Consider the following 18336-nt stretch of genomic DNA (forward strand, 5'->3'; position numbering starts at 1 on the left):
GCTAATACTCCCTGTAGCAGTTATTTATTATGAAGTCAGGACGTTTCTCCTGACCGTATAGCAGTCTGAGGGGTTAATCATAACAATTTCTTTTTTTATATTGAACATCCAATCAAAAAAAGTTTTAATACTGCATAACAAAGTCTCGGGGAGTCAGCGGTATGCCTAAAGTAGGTATGCAACCCATTCGTCGGCGTCAGCTTATCGATGCCACACTGGAAACTATCAATGATGTCGGGCTGCATTACGCCACTATTGCACAGATAGCCAAACGCGCCGGTGTTTCAACAGGGATCATCAGTCACTATTTCGGGGATAAAAACGGACTGCTGGAAGCCACGATGCGTGACATCACGTCACAGCTTCGGATTGCCGTGCTGAGCCGGTTGAAGCAACTCCCGGCGGCCGATGCCAGTGTTCGTCTGTCGGCGATCGTTGATGGTAACTTTGATGATACACAGTTGCACAGTGCCGCAATGAAGGCCTGGCTTGATTTCTGGGCCAGCAGTATGCACCAGCCGATGCTGCACCGGTTACAGATAGCCAGCAGCCAGCGGCTGCTTTCGACACTGATTGCTGAATTCCGCCGTGAATTGCCCAGGGACAAGGCCAGAATTGCCGGTTACGGATTATCAGCACTTATTGACGGGTTATGGCTGCGCGCCGCGCTGAGCGGAAAACCTTTCGACAAGGCGTCAGCGAAAGCGCTTACCACCCAATTCATCCGCCAGCAGCTGGCGGACAGAAAATCAACTGACGGAGAATAAACTATGTCACGATTCGCAGAACAGTTACTGTACATCAACGGGGCCAGTGTGCCCGCACAGAGCGGTTCGACGTTTCAGACGGTGAACCCCGCCAATGGAGAAGTTCTCGCCACGGTGCATGAAGCCGGCCAGCAGGATGTGGATCTGGCAGTGGCCGCCGCGCGCCGGGGTCAGAAAATCTGGGCAGCCATGACTGCCGTCGAGCGTTCGCGCATCCTGCGCAAAGCCGTGGATCTGTTGCGTGAACGCAACGACGAACTGGCTGTACTGGAAACACTGGATACCGGAAAACCCCTGAGCGAAACTCAGGCGGTCGATATCGTCACCGGGGCGGATGTGCTGGAATATTATGCCGGGCTGGCAACTACCCTTGAAGGCCAGCAAATCCCGCTGCGGGATACCTCCTTTGCTTATACCCGCCGTGAACCCCTGGGTGTGGTCGCCGGTATCGGTGCCTGGAACTACCCGATCCAGATTGCCCTCTGGAAATCTGCCCCGGCGCTGGCTGCGGGTAATGCCATGATCTTCAAACCCAGTGAAGTCACACCGCTGACCGCACTGAAACTGGCCGAAATCTATACCGAAGCCGGTGTACCGGATGGCGTCTTCAACGTATTACCGGGTACCGGAGCGGTTACCGGCCAGGCCCTGACTGAACACCCTGGCATCGATAAAGTCTCCTTTACCGGAGGCGTGGTCAGTGGCCGTAAAGTGATGGCGAACTCTGCCGGCTCTACCCTGAAGGAAGTCACCATGGAACTGGGCGGCAAATCACCACTGGTGATTTGTGATGATGCTGACCTGGATCTGGCGGCCGATATTGCCATGATGGCTAACTTTTACAGCTCGGGTCAGGTCTGTACTAACGGCACCCGTGTCTTCATCCCGTCGGCACTGAAAAAAGAGTTTGAACAAAAGATCCTGACCCGCGTTGCCCGCATCCGTGCCGGTGATCCGCAACAGCCGGATACTAACTTCGGACCGCTGGTCAGCTTTGCTCATCGCGATAATGTGCTGCGTTTCATCCGTTCCGGTGTTGAGAATGGTGCCACCCTGCTGTGCGGCGGTGAACCACTGACCTCAGCGGGCTTTGACGACGGTGCCTGGGTTGCCCCCACCGTCTTTACCGATTGCACAGATGATATGGAAATTGTCCGTGAAGAGATCTTCGGGCCGGTGATGTCTATTCTGACCTATGAGAGCGAAGAAGAAGTGATCCGCCGGGCTAATGATACCGATTTTGGTCTGGCGGCAGGCGTCGTCACGCCTTCAATCAACCGGGCTCATCGCATTATCCACCAGCTGGAAGCCGGCATTTGCTGGATCAATACCTGGGGAGAGTCCCCGGCAGAAATGCCGGTCGGTGGCTACAAACATTCAGGGATTGGCCGCGAAAACGGACAAATGACACTGCAAAGTTATACCCGGGTGAAATCTGTTCAGGTCGAACTGGAAACCTTCCAGTCCGTATTTTAAACACTCAGCCTGAGGAATGATGATGGAATTTGATTATATTGTTATCGGTGCCGGTTCTGCCGGCAACGTACTGGCTACCCGCCTTACCGAAGACAGCAATGTGAAAGTCTTACTGCTGGAAGCGGGCGGCCCTGACTATCGTGCCGATTTCCGCACTCAGATGCCGGCGGCACTGGCCTACCCGTTGCAGGGTAAGCGTTATAACTGGGCCTATGAAACTGACCCGGAACCGCATATGAATAACCGCCGCATGGAGTGCGGACGCGGCAAAGGCCTCGGCGGCTCCTCCCTGATCAACGGCATGTGCTATATCCGCGGTAATGCGATGGACCTGGAAAACTGGGCTAAAGCACCGGGACTGGAAAACTGGACCTATGCGGACTGCCTGCCCTACTACCGTAAGGCGGAAACCCGCGATATCGGCCCGAACGATTATCACGGCGGTGAAGGCCCGGTCAGTGTCGCCACCCCGAAAGCGGATAAAAACCCGTTATTCGACGCCATGGTTGAAGCCGGTGTACAGGCAGGTTACCCGCGGACGGATGATCTGAATGGTTTCCAGCAGGAAGGTTTCGGCCCGATGGACCGTACCGTGACTAAAAACGGCCGCCGCTCCAGTACCGCGCGCGGATACCTGGATCAGGCCAAACAACGCAGTAATCTGACCATTGTGACCCACGCCACGACGGACCGTATTCTGTTTGAAGGTAAGCGGGCCATCGCCGTGGAATATCTGCAGGGGGACAATAAAACCCCTGTCCGGGCCACCGCACGCAAAGAAGTGCTGCTGTCTGCCGGGGCCATCGCGTCACCGCAGATCCTGCAACGTTCCGGCGTCGGCCCTGCAGAGTTACTGAAAAAATTCAATATTCCGCTGGTTCACGATTTACCCGGGGTCGGGGAAAATCTGCAGGACCATCTGGAAATGTATCTGCAATATGAATGTAAAGAGCCGGTTTCTTTGTATCCGGCACTGAAATGGTGGAATCAGCCGAAGATTGGCGCTGAATGGATGTTTAACGGTACCGGCATCGGTGCCAGTAACCAGTTTGAGGCCGGCGGATTTATCCGCAGCCGCGAAGAGTTTACCTGGCCGAACATCCAGTACCATTTTCTGCCGGTGGCGATTAACTACAACGGCACCAATGCCATTGAAGCCCACGGCTTCCAGTGTCATGTCGGTTCCATGCGTTCTCCGAGCCGCGGTCGTGTCCAGCTTAAATCACGCGATCCCCATGAGCATCCGTCGATTCTGTTTAACTACATGTCTCATGATCAGGACTGGCAGGAATTTCGTGACTGTATCCGCCTGACCCGTGAGATCATCAATCAGCCGGCGCTGGATAAATATCGCGGCAAAGAACTGAGCCCGGGCATGGACTGCCAGAGCGATGAACAGCTGGATGAGTTTGTACGTAACCATGCGGAAACGGCTTACCACCCTTGCGGAACCTGTAAAATGGGTAACGATGAGATGGCAGTGGTTGATGCCGCAGGCCGGGTCCACGGGCTTGAGGGACTGCGTGTGGTCGATGCGTCGATCATGCCCGAAATTGTCACGGGTAACCTGAACGCTACCACCATCATGATCGGTGAGAAGATGGCCGACATCATTCGTGGTCGTCAGCCACTGCCACGCAGCACCGCGCCGTACTTTATCGCGGGTGATGCTCCGGCACGCACGGCACCGTTACGTAAGTAATCTGATAAGATCTTCCCTGCGGGGCAGCCATGGCTGCCCCTTTTTTTGGTCTTCTGTCGGTTTTTTCTTCAGGTTTTGTCAATTTCACCTCTTTTCAGCAATATTCATTTACATCCCTTTACCTGAAAAATGAAAGACGCCATAATGAGAATTATCATGATAATAATTCTCATTACATTTAGCATTTGCGGAGACCTTTCGTTTGAAACCTGATTCCAATATTTCACCGGCTTTCCCTGTCTCAGGCACACTGACCATTTTCGCCAGTCTGTGTGTCGGCCTTTCTGCACCCGCGATGTCAGCCACTGAGACCGCATTAACCCCACCGACGCCTGTCGCCGGAAGCCCGAAAAAAGCCTCTGCCCCGGACGAGACCCTGGTGGTCAAAGGCACCTTACCGTCGCTTTACCTGCCACAGACACTGTCTGACCCGAAATTTACCCGCCCGCTGGCTGACACCACACGGACGGTCACGGTCATTCCGCAACAGGTGATGCAGGAGCAGCAGGCCACGACCCTGACGGATGCGCTGAAAAACGTCGCCGGGGCCGGGGCATTTTTTGCCGGGGAAAACGGCAGTACCTCGACCGGAGATACGATTTATATGCGCGGCATCGATACGTCGTCCAGTATTTATCTGGACGGGATCCGCGATATCAGCACCACGACCCGCGACACCTTCAACACCGAGAGCGTTGAAGTCATTAAAGGGGCTTCCGGGTCGGATTATGGCCGCAGCGCCCCGTCCGGGTCCATCAACCGGATTTCCAAACAGCCACTGGCAGGAACCTCTGTCGCAGGATCGGTGAGCTATGGCAGTGGTTCTGAACGACGTGCCACCGTCGACTATAATCAGATGATTAATGATACGACCGCTTTTCGTGTCAACATGATGGGTGACAAAGGTCATAGCAATACCCGTAATAATATCAGCCATGAAAAGTATGGGATTGCCCCTTCAATAGCTTTCGGACTGGATACGCCAACGCGGCTCTATCTGGATTATGAACATGTACATCAACACAACACTCCGGATGGCGGTATCCCGACGATCGGTCTGCCGGGCTATACCGCCCCGGCAGGCTTTGCAGCACTGAATAGCAGCGGGAAGGTCAACACCCACAATTATTACGGCACGGACTCTGATTTTGATATTTCCGACAGTGATACCGCGACCCTGCGTTTCGAACATGATTTTTCTGACAACACGACGCTGCGTAACACCACCCGCTGGTCAGAGACACGTCAGAAATATTTACTGACGTCGATTATGGGCGGAAACACCCAGATCACGACCCACGGCTCCGCCTCTGCGGGTGACTGGGACTGGGCGCGACTGATCAACACCAAAGATGCTCTGAACAAGATAGTCACTAACCAGACCAATCTGACCTCCCGTTTTTCCACCGGGGCCGTGAGCCACGATATCAGTACCGGGGTAGAAGTGACGCGGGAAACACAGGTCAACTACGGTGTGAAATCTCTGACGGCACCGGCGGTGAATATCTATCATCCCGACAGTGATGTTTCCATTGGCGGACTGACCCCGACCGGGGCCGATGCGCGGGGAACGACCGATACCTTTGGCGTGTATGCCTTTGATACCTTACAGGTCACACCAGCGTTCGAGCTGAACGGAGGTGTCCGACTGGACAGTTACCGTACCCGCTATAGCGCCTTATCGGTCTGCGGAGGAACAGGACGCGGTGCCGTCAGTTGTCCGGCAGGAGTCTCTGCCGGGACACCGGTATCGACGGTAGACACCGCCAAAAGCGGTAAACTGTTTAACTGGAAAGCCGGTGCCCTGTATCATCTGACCCCGCAGGGGAACGTCTATATTAACTATGGCGTTTCACAGCAACCTCCGGGCGGCAGCAACTTCCAGCTGGCCGAAAGCGGAAGCGGCAACAGTGCGAACCGTACCGACTTCCAGCCACAAAAAACCGCGACGGCAGAAGTAGGCACCAAGTGGAGCCTGTTTGATGACACCCTGTTACTGAGCGGTGCACTGTTCCGTACCGATATCCGTAATGAAGTGACCCAGGACCCGATCACGCTCGACTATGTCCAGACCGGGCGCAAGCGCGTACAGGGATACGAACTGACTGCCAGCGGTAATCTGACCGATAAATGGCATCTGATGATGGGCTATACCCTGCAGAATGCCGTCGTCGAAGAAGGCAGTACTGTCAGTAATGACGGGTCCTCTGCGCTGAGTTATACCCCGAAACATGCATTCACCTCCTGGACGACCTATCAGCTGACCGATAAGCTGCTGGCCGGGGCCGGGGCCCGCTATGTGGGCAGCATGCATCGCGGGTCCGATGGTGCGGCAGGAACACCGGATAAAGTTGATAATTACTGGGTCGCCGACGCCATGGCCGGCTACCGTGTGAACAATAATTTGGATCTGCAACTGAACGTCTATAACGTCTTTAATACCCATTATGTGGCGTCCATAAACAAAAGCGGCTACCGGTACTTCCCGGGCGCAGAGCGCAGCTGGATGCTGACCGCCAACGTTCATTTCTGATCCCCGACATGCCGCAGCCTGGCTGCGGCATCTTTGCAGGAACCTGTTTATGATGCAAAAAATCTCCGGCCTGCTCAGCCCGGACGAAGTCAGACTGATCCGTAATAAACTGGCGGTCAGCCCCTGGGTCGATGGCCGGGCCACCACCGGCCATCTGGGGGCTGAGGTCAAGTCTAACCAGCAGGTCGATACCGCCAGCCATGAATGGCAGGAGTTACAACGTTTTGTGCTGGATAAACTCAACAGCCACCCGCAGTTTTTCTCGGCCACTCTGCCGGTCAATATTTCCAGCCCGCTATTCAACCGTTACCGCGAAGGGGGCACCTACGGGTTTCATGTCGACGGGGCCGTGCGGCGTGAAGGCAACGCCTGGCTGAGAACAGACATTTCCGCCACCTTATTTCTCTCAGACCCGGACAGTTATCAGGGCGGAGAACTGGTGATCAAGGATACCTATGGCGAGCACCGGGTCAGATTACCCGCGGGAGACCTGGTGCTCTACCCCTCCGGCAGTTTGCATTGTGTGACACCGGTGACGTCCGGAGAGCGCCTGGCCTCCTTTATGTGGATCCAGTCGATGATCCGTGATGAAAACAAACGTGCCATGCTGATCTCTCTCGATGAAAACATCCGCACTCTGCAACAAAACGCAGAAGCCCCGGCGGTCGGTGTTTCGTTACTGCATCTGTACCATAACCTGTTGCGCGAGTGGACAGGACAGTAACAACGCTTATCTTTGGTCTGAAAAATGAGCCACCCGGCGTGTAATCAAGCAGAGTACTGTTGTCGCCATTCGCTGCATGGTATGTTGTGCCCTTGTACCAGGCTATTCAGGCAGACCAGAATGACAAAACAACGTGTAGGAATTATTTTTGGTGGGAAATCGGCTGAGCATGAAGTCTCATTACAGTCAGCCAAAAATATCATTGATGCTATTGATAAAACAAAATTTGAAGTTGTGCTTCTGGGGATTAATAAGCAGGGATACTGGCAACTGAATGAGCAGTCTGATTTCTTACTGCATGCTAATGACCCTCAGCATATTGCGCTTAACCGTTCGGCCCGCGAGGTCGCCCTGGTTCCCGGTAAGGAGCAGCAACAGTTAATTGAGCGTGACGTACTGGCACCTGTGCCGCAGGTCGATGTCATCTTCCCGATTGTCCACGGCACGCTGGGTGAAGACGGTTCTCTTCAGGGGCTGCTGCGGATGGCAAACCTGCCCTTTGTCGGCTCCGGCGTCCTCGGCTCCGCGGTCAGCATGGATAAAGAAGTCACTAAACGCCTGTTACGGGATGCCGGATTACAGGTTGCACCTTTCATTACCGCTTACCGTAACCGCCAGCAGGAGATCGATCCGGCTGCGGTGATCGCAGAGCTGGGGCTGCCCCTGTTCGTAAAACCGGCGAACCAGGGCTCTTCTGTCGGGGTCAGTAAAGTTCACCATGCCGGCGAATTACTGCCTGCGTTAGAAGAAGCGTTCCGCTATGACCGTAAGGTGCTGATCGAGACCGGCATTGTCGGACGTGAAATCGAATGTGCTGTGCTCGGCAACGACCAGCCTGAAGCCAGCCACTGCGGTGAAATCGTGCTCAGTGATGAGTTTTACTCTTATCAGACCAAGTACATTAATGAGCAAGGCGCACAGGTGGTCGTACCGGCAGAGATATCCCCGGATGCCGATAGCCGTATCCGTGAAATCGCACTGCAGGCGTTTCAGGCACTTGAATGTTGTGGCATGGCGCGTGTCGATGTATTCCTGACACCGGAAAACCAGGTTATTATCAACGAAATCAATACATTACCTGGCTTCACCAATATCAGCATGTACCCTAAACTCTGGCAGGCCAGTGGTCTCGGGTACAGTGAGTTGATCACCCGGTTGATTGAACTGGCGTTTGAACGTTATGACCAGGATAAACAAATGACAGCGGCCTTTGACCACTAATCGATGTCAGGTTCCCCCGGTCTGGCAGGCTCCTGCCAGACCGGAGTTGTCCGGTTTCTGCCACTACGTTTTGAACTATACAGATGACTGTCCGCCACGCTGACCAGACGGTTCATTACTGTGGTCCAGTTCTTGTCCTCACCGGCAATTTCCAGCGCAGTGCCCAGGCTGACCGACACAGGAATTTCTCCCTGTACTACGGTAAAAGGCTCACCGGAGACGGCCAGGCGTAAAGCCTCAGCCTGCCGGTATAATCGGGGTTCATCACATTCAAACAGAACCACAGCAAACTCCTCACCACCAAAGCGTGACAGTCTGGCCGACGGGACTACCGATCCCGCCAGACGGCGACTGATTTCCCGTAATACCAAATCACCGCCATCATGGCCGTAGTTATCATTGATCTGCTTAAAGAAATCCACGTCCAGCAGGATCAACCCCATCGTCTTACCGGGGCGGAAAGGCTGTCGGGTCAGGCTGTCGAATAATCCGGCCCGCGAGAGCAGGCGGGTCAGGAAATCGTAATTAGCACGCGTCGCCAGTTGCCGGTTTAACTCCCGAATAGCCTCCAGACTGACCGCTACCATATAAGGCGTCAGTGCCAGCGCCGCAATCCCGAGACGTACCGAAATCAGCGGTGTCACCGCCGAAGGTAAAAAGCCGGAACTGACGCGGATAATATTCATATAAATCAGCATGATTTCAGCCACACCGGTCAGGCACGTCATCAGACAGGTCACGGAAATCGGTAACACCAGTGCACACCAGATAAGCCCGGGCAGGGGGAGCGCCAGGCTACCCGGCCCGCCCAGCATAATGGCGGCGGCTAATAACAGGATCACCGACCCTATCGGTAACAAAGAATGCAGACGCCAGTGATAGTCGCTTTTCCGATAAAACGTCAGGATCAGGGGTAATAACAGCAGGCCGGTCGAAAACTGTTCACTGCTCCAGTCGCCGGCAGACAGCATAAACGCGATCCCGCTATTGATCCCCCCCGAGGCCAGTGCCCCCCAGAGACCGCAGGCCAATGCCGCCAGCAAACAGACGGGGAAAATCAGCATAATATGACGAATATTGGCTTTCCCCTGCAAATAAGGCGGGTAACGGTTCAGGGCACAGGAGGCGATAAGAATAAAAATAATATTTGCGATATTGATCGTAAACGATTCCATCGCCCACCCGGAAAAAAGTACATCGTTGGCCACCATACCGCCATAACACCACAGATAGTTCAGCGGCGTGTGCAGCCAGGGCTTACGGATAAATAACCCTGCAATGACCGCATTGACTATCCAGAACAGCGATAACACCATCGGCAAACGCAAATGGCTGCCGATAGCGCATAAGAAGGCGGTTAAGAAAAAAATGACCAGTCCGTTGGCAACGGTATTTTTTTCACGGAATACCCGAAATGTCATGACTTACTACCCCAGGCGGTGCCTGCTCGTGTCTTCATAAACCGGGATCCCTGCGGCCCCGGTTAGGTGTGTCTCAGCGGACCACGCAGATAAAGACCACCCGGAAATCAGCAGAACGTAATGACCTGCCTGAAGGTAAAACCGCAGTCAACCGAAACATACACCGCACAATCGGGTGTGCGATGACAGGCGTTCAGTGTCAGGGTTCTGATGACGGAGCGACGGATGTTGGATGAAGTTAGGAATTTTACTGCACCGGAGGAGGCTTTGACAGAGTGAATATCGGTCGGTGGCCGGATTTAATCGTGAAAAGGCGCCCCGCAGAGGGCGCCCGCTTAACGCTTAATCTTTATTTTCCGTCCCATGCACGCAAATGCTGCTCACGGACATCGATTTTTTGCTGGTCGGTCAGAGAGTTATAGCCGGGAGCCATTCCGCTCTCCCAGTCACCGTACTCTGCGTTGGGCAGAATAATAAAACGGGTACCAAACAACTGATGATTACTGCTGACAAAGTTACGGCGCTCAGCATTCCCTTTATGCCAGGTCGCCCCGCCAAAGTCATTGAGGTTATCACCGATATACAGCACCACATTCGCCCCGGATTGGGTGATCTGATCAAAACGGGCCTGCTTATTAGACGAACCGGTACTCAGGAACACGGTTTTTTCGTTCACACCAGGAAAGCCCAGTGCCTGCATATTTTCGACGGTGGCCTGATAGTCTTTCTGATCACGGTTAGAGACATAGAACACCGTACCGCCATGACTGTCGACATAGCGGGCAAACTCTACCGCCCCCGGGATAGCACGGGCTTGCTTCGCCTGTGTCCAGGCAGACCAGGTCGCATCACTGAAAGATTTGCCATTCTTCGCCTGCCAGGCCGAATAGGCGCTGTTATCCAGCATGGTTTCATCCAGATCAACAATCACCGCTTTCGGTTTACCGGTCAGCGAGGAGGCATGATCGAACGCGGCCGTGGCTGCATTGAATGCCTGCCAGGTCAGTGCCTGATATTCACCGGATTGCTGCATCCAGTTTACCGCAGTCACCGTCTGGTCATTGAGTCGTTGTTGTGTGTTTTGCGCACAGCCGGATAGTCCAAGAACTACCAGCGCAGGTAAGGTTAAAAGCCAGCGCTTTTTCATTTAATTTCCTCATCTTATTGTTAATATTCAATCATTGACCCCGTAAGGACTATCGCAGTATCTTCACTATAAATGCAATCGCTGGATGAAATTATTCAACAGGAAATGCCTATGTCCCTTCCCTCTTCCGCAGGTCAGCAATCGTCCCTTCTCCGTTCTCTCGGCTGGGTCAGACATAGCTTTTTACCTTCAGGTCAGCGTCCTCCCGATAACACGGCCTATGCTCTGCAGCGTCATACCGCCACCGTCTGTCCGGCAGAGAGTAACTTTCCCCCGAAGCAGTCGGTGGCGGATGCCTTGTTCAGCCATCACGGGCAACCGGTCGCCATCTATACTGCCGACTGTTTACCGGTACTTATCGCATCAGAAAAAACACATCAGGTGGCGGCAGCCCACGCAGGGCTGAAAGGTACGCTGGCCGGGATATTGCAACAGACCCTGAGACAGTTTTTTCAGGCGGGATCCACCGCCGCTGATCTTTTCGTGGCGATCGGCCCGGCGATAGGCCCCTGTTGCTATGAACTGGGTTTACCCCTGGTGGAAGAGATTAAAGCCTGCCGTTATGTCAGCGGGCCGCTCCCCGGCGCCTTTCACCCGGCGATAAATCCCCGCGCTCTGCGCCCGACCGCACCCTCCACACAGCCCGCTTTCTGGCTGGATTTACCGGCACTGGCCACCCGGATGTTACTGCAGGAAGGAATTGCGGCATCGCGGATCGATAACCTGAATCAGTGTACTTACTGTATGGCAGAACCGGGGGCCAGTTACCGGCGTAATACTCATACGGATGAAGGCTATCAGTTACGCTTTTCATGGATTGCCAGTGATTTACCCGCGCGGCCGCAGGCTGACTGACGACCAGAGAGAGCCACAGGAAACAGAAAGCAACGGACTACGAAGCAGATGCCGGCGTTAACAGAGGAATTGCGCTGTCGCTGCGCATCACTTATTTCACCGGATATCGGGGTTTGCGGCACTATGCCGGATTCCACAGCAGGTATCGGGGTTCCCGGAGGAAATGCGCCTTCTCTGGCGCATCACTCATTTCACCGGATATCGGAGTTTGCGGCACTATGCCGGACTGTACAGTAGTTATCGGGGGTCCCGGAGGAAATGCGCTTTCGCTGGCGCGTCACTTATTTCATCGAATATCGGGGTTTGCGGCACTATACCGGACAGCACAACAGGTATCGGGTTTTACAGACGATACCGGCTTAAAGGGCTACGGCTTGGTCCCGGGACCCGGGCCCCGCAGAAAGGTGGCGGGAATTAAGCCTGAAAGCATGCGCAGAACGGGCCTGACGACCGGTGGGCCACACTCAGTGGCCCACCGGTGACCTGCGGCTTAGCGGAGTTTAACGGAACGCAGCACGACAAATTTTGTATCAGAACCCACCACCTGGCAGTTACCGAAAAGCTTTTTCAGTTTTCGATCATGGTCAAGGTGACGGTTGGCAACAATCCTTAATTCCCCGCCGTATTGCAGGCAACGGAACGCATCACGGAACATCTGCCAGGCGACATGCTCCGTAATCGCATTTTGCTGATGGAAGGGCGGATTACATAACACCGCCGAATAGCTGTCCGGGGCGAAACCACTCAACACATTGTTCACCGTGAAACGGCAGCGGGAAAGCTCATGGGGCAGGTTCGTTTCCGCATTAATCTGTGCCGAGGCGACGGCCATCCAGGACTCATCCACAAAGTGAACATTAGCCTCAGGATTCTCCACCAGCGCTTTCAGGCCGATCACGCCGTTACCACAGCCGAGGTCAATGATCTCCCCTTCCAGACCGCGAGGCAGGTGACGCATAAAGAAACGGGCACCGATATCCAGCGACTGACGGGAAAAAACATTCGCGTGGTTATGGATAATATACGGGGTGCCTTCCAGCGGCCACCGCTCGGCAACATCACGCGGGGTCATTTCTGCCACCGTGAAGCGACTGAAAATGAGTCGCGCTTTTTTCTTTGCCAGTGAGGTTTTTGTTTCGCCGATAATACGTTCAAACAGCGCCAGCGTGGAATTATGGATATCCTTCGCTTTCGCTCCGCCAATGATCACCGTGTCCGGCTGCAGCACATCACGCAACGTCCCGAGCTGGAATTCCAGCAGGGCCAGAGTTTTTGGCACTTTAATCAGCACAACCGCGGGGGTTAACGGCAGCGCTGTCATGCTATCGACAAAGGTGACATGACTTTCATCCAGGCCATTCAGTGCCAGATTCTGCTGTGCCGATTGCTGGCTATTCAGTGAGTCGCTGATGTGCCAGACCTGACGCCCCTGATGGACCAGCGCACAGGTCAGCGCCCCGAAATTGTCGTTAAAGACAAACACCGGCCCCTGAGGTATCTCCTGCTGTAACAGATATTCATCTGCGGCATCCCAGGCCTGTAAAGCACTGTCATCGCCTGTCCGCGGAAAGCGTTGCAGGTTAAGTGAATAATCACTCATTTCAAATAGGGTCATGATATCTCCGGCACGGGTCTGGCAAACAGGGGCTTCTGAAAAGGGGCGCAGTTATACTGGCTTTAGCCGATAAACCCAACCGCAAAGACCGGTTCCGGCTGGCTCAGATAAAGGCTCCGGCTTTACGGACCAGACTGGTTTTCGTCAGCGCCCCCAGGAAATAGCGCCCGGTATCATCACTCAGTACCGGCAGACGCTCTAACGTGACCTTCTCAAAGGCCTCCCAGCCTTCCCGCAGGCTCTGTCCCTGGCAGACATACGGAAACTCGTTATCCATCACGGTACTGACCGGAGAGTCTGAGGTGATCTTCTGGGAAAGCACACTGGCTGCGATTTCATGAATAGAAACCACCCCCAGAAAGCGCCCGCTTTCATTGATGACATAGACGTAGCGTTCACGCTTCAGTGTACTGATCGCCAGAGCATCACTGACCGGGGTTCCCGGCAAAATAGCCGCCCCGGGGATGATCAGTTCAGCAATCGAGGTGTTATCAAAATCAAACTTCGCTTCGGCACGGGAAAAGTGGGTAGCGATCAGCGGATAAGTCACGGCGGACTGCAGGCGATAGGTCACCATCGTGGCCAGTACCGTGGCTATCATCAACGGGAACAGCAGGCTGCTGTTCAGGGTCATTTCCATCACCATCAGCATCGCCATTAACGGTGCCTGGCTGATAGCCGCCAGCACGGCCCCCATCCCCACGGCCGCGTAAAGCCAGCCAGGCTGTGTGCCAAACCCGAGGTGTACCGTCAGCACCGTAAACATTGCCCCCACCAGCGCCCCTATCAGTAATGAAGGCGTAAACATGCCCCCGACCGCAGAAGAGCCGACGGAGCAACAGGTCGCCAGCAATTTTAACACCAGCACCAGCAACAGCCCGGACAACAGGTAGTGACCGCGAAAGATATTGACGATCACCTCATAGCCATTTCCCAGAATATCCGTGGACAGTATGGCTAACAGGCCCACAGCGATCCCCCCGCTCGCCAGCCGGTAAGGCAGACGGGTGATCCGGGAAAACTGTTTTTTACTGTAGCCGGTCAGGGTGATAAATCCGGCCCCGGCCAGGCCGCCGATACAGCCAATCGCCGCCACCGTCACGACGCTGGCAATACTGACATCGAACTGTACCTCAGCCAGCGGATAGAGGGCTGATCGGTCACCGAGCCACCACAGGGTCATTACCGAGACGGCGGCTGAAATCACCAGCGGGATCAACCGCTGCAAGGCGGAGATACCAAAAGCCACTTCGGCGACAAAAATCGCAGAGGCCAGCGGTGCATGGTAAACCGAAGCCAGACCGGCAGCCGCAGCCATCGCCACAACATCACTGTTTTTCAGCAAGGTCGCGGCGGGCAGAAAACGACCGATAATACTGCCGCACAGTGCCGCTAACTGGACCATCGGTCCTTCTTTCCCTATGGAGGCCCCACTGGAAATACTGGCGATCGACGAGAGTGCCCGAAACAACGAGGTACGCGTAGGAACGGCATCCAGCCTGGCATTGATGACATCCAGATAGTCGGTATTAATACGCTGTTTTTTCTCTAATCTGACCGCATATTGCAGGAAGATACCGGCTATCAGTCCCCCGCCCCCCACAATCAGTGGCCAGCAGTACCAGGGCCAGGCATGCATCGCCAGAGTGATATCATCACTACGCCCGAACAGCAGGCGATTGAAAAAATCAAGGGTATGACGAAAAGCCAGCGTAACCATCGCGCCGGCGAATCCGACCGGAATCGCTATCAGTAGTGCCATCCATCGGAGTGCGTGCTTACCTTCTTTCACTGAGTATCCTGGGCCGGGAGGGAGAACCGCTATGATAAAACTGTCGCCCGCCGGAGGCAATCGGCTCTGTTTACCGCAATTAAGTGAACAGATTTATCAGAATGTTTCATTTTATTTCTTTTTTACTTGAATTTATGCCTGATCCCTCCTAGCCTGTAGAAAGCAAAGGGGAGTAACTTAAAAGCCGGCTGATCGTCATTACGTTGTGTATAACAACCGGTCGCCGCGCAACCCGGAAATCCGGTGTTGCAAGTGAGACCTTGCCGGAAGGTAAGGTTTGCCTGTCACACCACAGCGGCTGATATCTTCTGATCTCAGCCGTTTTTTTTCGGGGAAAACATTATGCACAGCGTGGGTAACCCACTCCTCTGGGGCAGTTTTATCGTAGTTGTCGTGATCATGCTGTTAGTTGATCTTCGCTTACAGGGTCGCCGCGATCGTGCCGGTATGACGGTCAGACAGGCCGCCCTCTGGTCCGTTGTCTGGGTCGCCCTTTCATTGTTGTTCAGTGCCGCATTGTGGTGGTATTTACGGGAACATGCAGGTCCGGCGGTTGCCTCTTCGCAAACCCTGGCCTTTCTCACCGGATATGTGCTGGAGAAAGCACTGGCGGTAGATAACGTATTCGTCTGGCTTATGTTATTCAATTATTTTGCTATTCCGGCCGCCCTGCAACAACGGGTCCTGGTGTACGGTGTTCTGGGTGCCATCGTACTGCGTACCGCCATGATTTTTGCCGGCAGCTGGCTGGTGAGTGAGTTCAGCTGGATCCTTTATCTGTTCGGTGCCTTCCTGGTGATCACCGGGGTCAGGATGGCGATCCCTTCCGACGAAGCAGCAGACAGCAGCACAGAAAAGCCGGTCGTCCGCTGGTTACGCCGCCATATACGTATGACAGAATCCCTGGAGGGTGAACGCTTTTTTGTTAAACGCCAGGGGCTCAGGTATGCCACTCCCCTGTTTCTGGCCCTGATCATGGTGGAGTTCAGTGATGTTATTTTTGCGGTAGACAGTATTCCGGCTATTTTCGCCGTCACGACCGACCCTTTCATCGTACTGACCTCAAATCTGTTCGCCATCCTCGGTCTGAGGGCCATGTATTTTATGCTGGCAGGGGTTGCTGAGCGGTTCTCATTACTGAAGTATGGCCTGGCCGTGATCCTGGTCTTTATCGGCATAAAAATGCTGCTGCTGGAGGTTTATCATATTCCGACCGCAGTATCCCTGACGGTGGTTGCCGCCATCCTGCTGATCACCCTGGGCATAAATCATCTGAAAAACCGTCAGATGGCGCACAAGCTATAACGAAACAATATCCCAAAGGGGGGTGAAAACCCCCTCAAATCCTTCATGTAAAAATCAATCTGCATGATTTACCGCTAACAAGCGCACACCTGAAGATATTTTCACACTGGCTGCAGAATCTGGCGGTCTGATTTCTTCTTTATTATGTATATCTTTTACTTATACTTGCCCGCGACCCATTATTTTCAGTGACGCTAACCACGTCAGGAAAATGAGAATTCCTTAAAAAATAAGTAAATATTATATGATTAAAAAAAATAACAAACTGATGCTCTGGCTGAGCTCAGGTAATCTGATTGGACAGATCATTGCGGGTTTGCTGGCGGGTATTTTGCTGGCAGCGGTGTCAAAAGAAAGTGCACGCGACGTCGGGTTACTGGGTGAACTCTTTGTTCATGCCTTAAAAGCCGTTGCCCCGATACTGGTGCTGGTACTGGTGATCTCGTCGATCGCCAACCATGCTCAGGGGCAGAAAACGAATATCAAACCGATCGCTATTCTTTATCTGCTCAGTACCTTCTTTGCTGCGGTGGTGGCCGTGGTTGCCAGTTTCCACTTCCCTCAGGTATTAAGCCTGACCGATGTCCATCAGGGAGTCACTCCGCCCCGGGGCATTGAGGAGATCCTGCGCGGCTTACTGCTTAGTGTGGTCGTTAACCCGTTTGACGCACTGCTGAACGCTAATTATATCGGTATTCTGGTCTGGGCTATCGGCCTGGGCCTTGCTTTCCGGCACAGCAGTGATACCACCCGACAGGTGCTGAATGATATGTCTTCTGCGGTCACCTGGCTGGTACGTAAGGTGATCCGCTGTGCTCCGCTGGGTATTTTTGGGCTGGTCGCCTCGGTGCTGGCCACCAACGGCTTCTCTGCATTGTGGAGCTATGCGACCTTACTGTCTGTGCTCCTGGGCTGTATGCTGTTTATGGCACTGGTCGTCAACCCGTTACTGGTCTTCTGGAAAATTCGCCGCAACCCTTATCCGCTGGTGTTCTTATGCCTGCGGGAAAGTGGTGTAACTGCATTTTTCACCCGCAGCTCCGCCGCCAATATTCCGGTAAATATGGCGATTGCCAGGCGCCTGAATCTGGATGAAGACACCTATTCCGTCTCGATTCCGCTGGGAGCCAATATCAGTATGGCAGGTGCCTCTGTCACCATCACCGTGATGACCCTGGCGGCGGTACATACCCTGAACATCGCTGTCGATTTACCGACGGCGGTCGTCCTGAGCCTGGTGGCATCATTATGTGCCTGCGGAGCTTCCGGAGTCGCTGGTGGTTCTCTGCTGTTAATCCCCGTGGCCTGTAATATGTTCGGGATCCCTAATGATATCGCCATGCAGGTCGTCGCCGTCGGGTTCCTAATCAGTGTGTTGCAGGACTCTGCGGAAACTGCACTGAACTCTTCCACCGATATTCTGTTTACCGCCGCGGTCTGCCAGTCAGAAGCGATGAAAAAATCCGTCTCCGGAACGGCTGAAAGCCCGGAACGCCAGGCGTCGGTCAGATAATGGTCTGAGACGGTGCGGGATCTCTTCCGCGCCGTCACGGTACCCCTCTTTGCACTCGCCACCGTTTCCCGGCTTTACCGGCAAGACTTCTCTGCACGGCAGAGCCACGGAGAATGTCAGTCCGTGTAAATATCCTTTTTTAATCGCGCAGAACAGGTAAAACTCTGTGCCTCTGCGCGATTAAACTTACTGCCCTTACTTATTTTTTGTTACAATTATTTGCTGTTATCCTTCCCCGGATAACAGTGGTGAAGTGTTCAGAAGT

13 protein-coding genes are annotated in these 18336 nt (G+C 54.0%); 9 read left to right on the top strand and 4 right to left on the bottom strand.

The window, feature by feature from the left end:
* The first annotated feature begins 161 nt into the window (after positions 1-161).
* The 6 genes from betI (at position 162) to ddlA (ending at position 8423) form a co-directional block, all read left to right on the top strand.
* A complete protein-coding gene (gene betI, locus JK223_RS05165; protein ID WP_212713149.1) occupies positions 162-767 on the top strand; it encodes a transcriptional regulator BetI in 606 nt (201 codons plus the stop codon).
* A 3-nt stretch (positions 768-770) separates the two neighbouring features.
* A complete protein-coding gene (gene betB / locus JK223_RS05170; RefSeq protein ID WP_212713150.1) occupies positions 771-2243 on the top strand; it encodes a betaine-aldehyde dehydrogenase in 1473 nt (490 codons plus the stop codon).
* Positions 2244-2265: 22 nt separating this feature from the next.
* Positions 2266-3945 (top strand): choline dehydrogenase, encoded by a 1680-nt coding sequence (gene betA, locus JK223_RS05175; RefSeq protein ID WP_212713151.1) that lies wholly within the window; start codon positions 2266-2268, stop codon positions 3943-3945.
* Positions 3946-4240: 295 nt separating this feature from the next.
* Complete coding sequence (locus tag JK223_RS05180; protein ID WP_212713221.1) at positions 4241-6478, top strand: catecholate siderophore receptor Fiu; 2238 nt, start codon at positions 4241-4243, stop codon at positions 6476-6478.
* 49 nt (positions 6479-6527) lie between these two features.
* The gene (locus tag JK223_RS05185) at positions 6528-7202 is read left to right on the top strand and encodes a Fe2+-dependent dioxygenase (RefSeq protein ID WP_212713152.1); all 675 of its coding nucleotides are present in this window, start codon (positions 6528-6530) and stop codon (positions 7200-7202) included.
* Positions 7203-7322: 120 nt separating this feature from the next.
* Positions 7323-8423, top strand: coding sequence for a D-alanine--D-alanine ligase (gene ddlA / locus JK223_RS05190; protein ID WP_212713153.1), 1101 nt, complete (start codon positions 7323-7325; stop codon positions 8421-8423).
* On the opposite strand, the gene JK223_RS05195 is transcribed toward ddlA, so the two are convergent.
* Both JK223_RS05195 and JK223_RS05200 read right to left on the bottom strand, forming a co-directional pair.
* Complete coding sequence (locus tag JK223_RS05195) at positions 8420-9844, bottom strand: GGDEF domain-containing protein (protein ID WP_212713154.1); 1425 nt, start codon at positions 9842-9844, stop codon at positions 8420-8422. The two genes, ddlA and JK223_RS05195, sit on opposite strands and share 4 nt — an antisense overlap.
* A 349-nt stretch (positions 9845-10193) precedes the next feature.
* Positions 10194-10991 carry a 5'-nucleotidase, lipoprotein e(P4) family gene (locus JK223_RS05200; protein WP_212713155.1) on the bottom strand — a complete coding sequence of 266 codons (798 nt, stop codon included), beginning with the start codon at positions 10989-10991 and terminating at the stop codon, positions 10194-10196.
* Positions 10992-11102: 111 nt separating this feature from the next.
* Between JK223_RS05200 and JK223_RS05205 the strand changes: the two genes are divergently transcribed.
* Entirely contained in the window at positions 11103-11846 is a 744-nt protein-coding gene (locus JK223_RS05205) for a polyphenol oxidase family protein (protein WP_212713156.1), read from the top strand.
* A 490-nt stretch (positions 11847-12336) separates the two neighbouring features.
* Here the strand turns inward: JK223_RS05205 and rlmG are convergent, their stop codons facing one another.
* Positions 12337-13461: a 23S rRNA (guanine(1835)-N(2))-methyltransferase RlmG gene (rlmG, locus tag JK223_RS05210; protein ID WP_212713157.1), complete on the bottom strand. Its 1125-nt coding sequence runs from the start codon at positions 13459-13461 to the stop codon at positions 12337-12339.
* A 103-nt stretch (positions 13462-13564) separates the two neighbouring features.
* Positions 13565-15253: a chloride channel protein gene (locus JK223_RS05215; protein WP_212713158.1), complete on the bottom strand. Its 1689-nt coding sequence runs from the start codon at positions 15251-15253 to the stop codon at positions 13565-13567.
* 342 nt (positions 15254-15595) lie between these two features.
* Between JK223_RS05215 and JK223_RS05220 the strand changes: the two genes are divergently transcribed.
* Entirely contained in the window at positions 15596-16558 is a 963-nt protein-coding gene (locus JK223_RS05220) for a TerC family protein (RefSeq protein ID WP_212713159.1), read from the top strand.
* A 244-nt stretch (positions 16559-16802) separates the two neighbouring features.
* On the top strand, positions 16803-18071 hold the full coding sequence (gene sstT, locus JK223_RS05225; protein WP_212713160.1) for a serine/threonine transporter SstT: 1269 nt from the start codon (positions 16803-16805) through the stop codon (positions 18069-18071).
* Positions 18072-18336: the final 265 nt, after the last annotated feature.

The sequence above is a fragment of the Tatumella sp. JGM118 genome (assembly GCF_018257515.1).
GTDB lineage: Bacteria > Pseudomonadota > Gammaproteobacteria > Enterobacterales > Enterobacteriaceae > Tatumella > Tatumella terrea.